Origin of the sequence: Streptomyces sp. NPDC058157 (genome assembly GCF_042884105.1) — a bacterium.
Classification (GTDB): domain Bacteria; phylum Actinomycetota; class Actinomycetes; order Streptomycetales; family Streptomycetaceae; genus Streptomyces.
The window spans coordinates 1-4,033 of record NZ_JBHVUQ010000275.1; the positions used below are offsets into that span (position 1 = coordinate 1).

General features: G+C 73.9%; 3 protein-coding genes and 1 pseudogene. All 4 read right to left on the reverse strand.

The window, feature by feature from the left end; translation table 11 throughout:
* Nucleotides 1-851 (reverse strand): annotated as a pseudogene (locus tag ACFVXK_RS35320) (phospholipase); the annotation flags it as partial.
* Nucleotides 852-1,094: 243 nt separating this feature from the next.
* Nucleotides 1,095-2,204, reverse strand: a complete 1,110-nt coding sequence (locus ACFVXK_RS35325; RefSeq protein ID WP_389620394.1) for an aryl-sulfate sulfotransferase — start codon at nt 2,202-2,204, stop codon at nt 1,095-1,097.
* A gap of 45 nt (nt 2,205-2,249) precedes the next feature.
* A complete protein-coding gene (locus ACFVXK_RS35330) occupies nt 2,250-3,251 on the reverse strand; it encodes an ABC transporter substrate-binding protein (protein WP_389620397.1) in 1,002 nt (333 codons plus the stop codon).
* Nucleotides 3,252-3,368: 117 nt separating this feature from the next.
* The gene (locus ACFVXK_RS35335; protein ID WP_389620400.1) at nt 3,369-3,992 is read right to left on the reverse strand and encodes an ABC transporter ATP-binding protein; all 624 of its coding nucleotides are present in this window, start codon (nt 3,990-3,992) and stop codon (nt 3,369-3,371) included.
* Nucleotides 3,993-4,033: the final 41 nt, after the last annotated feature.

The window sequence follows — 4,033 nt, forward strand, 5'->3', positions numbered from 1 at the left end:
TCGCCGCCGCCGGCCGGGGCGGCGGGCCGGGGGAGGGTGGGCATGCAGCCGGCGTCGTTCGAGGAGGCGAACCAGACCGTGGACCAGCTGCTCTTGTTGCGGCAGGTCCAGTCCCACAGGGTGTCGAGGTAACGGCCGGCGGAGCCCGCCGCCGGGCCCGACAGCGCCAGGTCCACGTCGTTCACCGGGTGCGCGGTGTCGAGGTAGTCGTCCTTCCAGCTGTTGATGCCGCCGGTGATGACCGTCCCGCCGTCGACCACGACCAGCTTGGAGTGGTTCCAGGAGAAACCGGTCTTCGAGGTCGTCATCGACGCCACGTTGAGGGTGACGTCCGCGGCCGCCGGACCCAGCTTGCCGATCAGCTCGTCGCGGTAGGAGGACGGGATGACGTTGGCGTGGTAGACCGGCGCGGCGCCGACCAGGACGCGCACCTGGAGGTGGTTGCCCTGCCGCACCGACTCCTTCAGCCCCGCCACGATCGCGTCCTGGAAGGCCCCGTTGGGGAAGGGCGCCAGCGTGGATATGTCCACGCTCTGCTTGGCCCTGCCGATGTCCTCGCGCATCTTGTCCAGCAGCCGGCGCGTCCCCGGGCGGTCGGCGCAGGAGGGGTCGCCCCAGCAGCCGGGCGTCTGGAGCAGCCAGTCGGAGCCGCCCGGAGCGGAGGCGCCGAGGCGGTTGCCCGAGGTGCGCTCCCAGACCGAGCCCTCCAGGCCGGGCGAGGACAGGCGCACGGCCTGCTCGACGGAGTCCAGGTGCGGGGTGGGGGAGGAGTCGGCGTAGGCCGGGACGGCCGGGAGCAGGGCGAAGGGGAGCGCGAGCGAGAGGGCCGTCGTGCGGACGGTGCGTGCCAATGTGGTTCCTAGGTGAGGGGGGTGGCTCGGACCGGAGGGCGCGGCACCGGGAGGGAGCCGCGCTCCGGCCTTGATCAACTCGCGCAAGTTACCAGCCCGTAAGGTCTCGTTCATCCGGCCTGGTCTGCTTCCGGCCACCCCCGCCTGGCCGCCGGCACCCCCCTCGGGGACGCGGCCGGCCGCCCGGCGGGACCCGGGTGGCCGGATCCCGCCGGTGGACGCCCCGCCCCGAACCCGGGGCCGTCAGAGCCAGGGAAGCTGCTCGGCGGCGTAACGGTAGGCGCGGAACACCGAGTTCTGCGCGCCGCGCGAGGACTCCAGGCCCGTCCCCGCACTGAAGGAACCGAACTCCGGGACGACGAACTCCCAGACCACGTCCCCTTCCGGGGTCACCTCGAAGAGGCGGCCGAAGGAGCCCTCCGCGATGAACGTGTTCCCGTTCGGCAGTCGCTGCGCGCTCGACATGTACGGGCTGTAGAAGTTCTGCGGCGGGTTGTCCTCGTACGACCAGACCTGCTCGCCCGTGGCCGGATCCAGCTCCAGCACCCGCGAGTACGGCACCGAAGTCGTGTCCCGATACGTCCCGTTGTCGAACACGAGGATGTTCCCGCCCGGCAGCTCGTGCGGGTGGTGCTGCTGCGCCAGCACGTCGGGGCCGATCGTCCAGCGGACCGAGCCGTCGGCGCGGTCCACGGCCACGGCCGTCGAGGCGCTGCGGAAGCCCACCACGATCCCGCCGTCGGCCAGTTCGTTGACGGTGTTGGCCATGGGCCAGTGCTCACGGGCGAAGTGCCGGTTCAGCGGCACCTCCTCGGGGTCCAGGTGGTCGATCGCCGCCCAGCGCCAGACGGTCTCGCCCTCCCAGGTCAGCTCGTACACCACGTCCCCGTAGACCACCCCGCCCGGCGCCTCCGAGCCGGGGATGCCGCCGCGGATCCGGGCGGCGTCGGCCGGGTCGAGCGGCTCGACGGTGGTGATCAGCAGGTTCCCGTTGCGCAGGACCGACGCGTCGTGGTGGTGGAAGGGGTGGCGGACCTCGCGCAGCACCGTCGAGTCGGGGGCCAGTTCCTGGAAGATGCCTCCGTGGTAGACGTCCCAGATGGGGAAGAGGGTCGGGCCCGAGGTGTCCTTGGCCGCGTAGAAGAGGTTCCCGTTCGGCAGCAGCTGGGCCTGACGGCCGGGCGGGTGCGGGGAGTTCCAGGTGTGCGCGGGCTTGCCCTCGATGTCGACGAGGTGGATCCGGCCGTCCCCGGCGATCGGGGTGTAGAGGGTGTAGCCGCCGTAGCTCCGCTCGGGGTCGTGGGCGCGCAGGCCGGTGCCCCGGCGGCGGAGGGTGTTCTGGTCGACGGTCATGGTGCGTCCTGTCCTTCTGTGTTCGAGGGTGCGGGTGGTCTGGGGTCAGTCGGTGAGGGTGACGGCCGCGGGGTCCGCGGCCCGGAGCGGGGCGGGGCGCAGCCGCGCGCGCAGGGACTCCCGGTCGGCGGGGCCCGGAAGGGACTGGGCGGCCTTGGCCCAGGCGGCCTCGTCGGCCAGCTGCGCCAGGAGCTCGGGGCTCAGGCCCGGGCCGTAGGTGTAACGGGGCTGGAAGGCCTCGACGTAGCCGGGCTGGAGCGCTCCCTTGGCCTGCGCCACGACCGCCTTGCGGGCGGCGGCCGGGTCGGCCTCGCCGGCCTGCCGGGCGCGCAGCACCGTGCGCAGGACGGCGGTGGCCGCCGCGTCGTCCGCGCCGGGGCCGGCGACGAGGAGGGTGCGCGCGGTGTAGCCGGTGAAGGGGAGTTCGGCGTAGCGCTCGCCGAGGGCGGTGCGGGCGGCCTCGTAGAAGCTGGGGAAGGTCACCCCGGCGTCGATGTCACCTCGGGCGAGGGCGGCGGGCACCTGGTTCGGGGCCAGGTTGACCACCGTCACGTCGCCGGCCGTCAGCTGGGCGGAGGCGAGCATCCGGCTCAGGGCGTACTCGACGTTGGTGCCCTGCGGGACCCCGACCTTGTGCCCCTTGAGCGCCGCGAAGCCGGTCACCCCGTGGTCGGTGCGGGTGAGCAGCCGCCAGTCCGTGAAGCGGGACAGCTCGGCGACGATCCGCACGTCCCGGCCGCCGAGCGCGGCCGTCACGGCGGGGAGGTCGCCGACCACCCCGAACCCGGCCTGCCCGCCGAGCACGGCGTTCAGCGCGTCACGCCCGGTCGGCAGGGTGGTCAAGGTGGCGTCGACCCCGTCGGCGGCCCACAGCCCCCGCTCCTGCGCGAGGTACACGGGCGCCCCGCCGAGCTGGTCGCTCCCGGCGATGGTGACGCGGTGCCGCCCGCCGGAGCCCGCGCCGCCGTCGCCGCTTCCGCAGGCGGTGGCGAAGAGGGACAGGACTGCGGCGAGCAGCACGGCGGCGGCCGCGCGGGGTCTGGGCATGGGTGGGGTTCCTTCCGGGAGTGCGGACGCCGGCCGTCGTGGACCGCCGGTCGCTCGGGGGTGGGGTGTGGCGGGTCGGGGCGTGGTGGATCAGGGTGTGGTGGATCAGCGTGTGGATCAGGGTGTGGTGAGGTGCTCGGCGATCAGGGTCCGCAGGGACGGGTCCACGGGCCCCGGCGGGACCGGGTGGTCGGCCAGGACGCGCCCCGGCGAGCCGCCGAGCACCACCACCCGCCCGGCCAGGGCCAGGGCCTCGTCGATGTCGTGCGTCACGAACAGCACCGTCGTGCCCCTGCGCCGCCACAGCTCCCGCAGCAGCTCCTGCATCCGGCTCCGGGTCAGGGCGTCGAGCGCCCCGAACGGCTCGTCCATCAGCAGGACTTCCGGCTCCGCGGCCAGTGCGCGGGCCAGCGCGACCCGCTGCTGCATGCCGCCCGACAGCTGGGCCGGGTACTTGCGCGCGCCGTCCGCGAGGCCGACCTCCTCCAGTGCGGCCAGCGCCCGCTCGCGGCGCTCCGCCCGCGACAGCGGCAGCCGCTTCAGCGCGAACTCGACGTTTCCGAGGGCCGTGCGCCACGGGAAGAGCGCGTAGTGCTGGAAGACCACGCCCCGCTCGGGCCCCGGCTCCCGCACCGGTACCGCACCGGCCGTCACCCGCCCCGCCGTCGGCCGTACGAAGCCGGCCACCGCGCCCAGCACGTAGCCCTGACCGGCGCGGCCGAGCCTCTGTCTCTTATTCACAGATGACGCGGGCGACGAATGTATGTGAGTAGAGCTCTGGG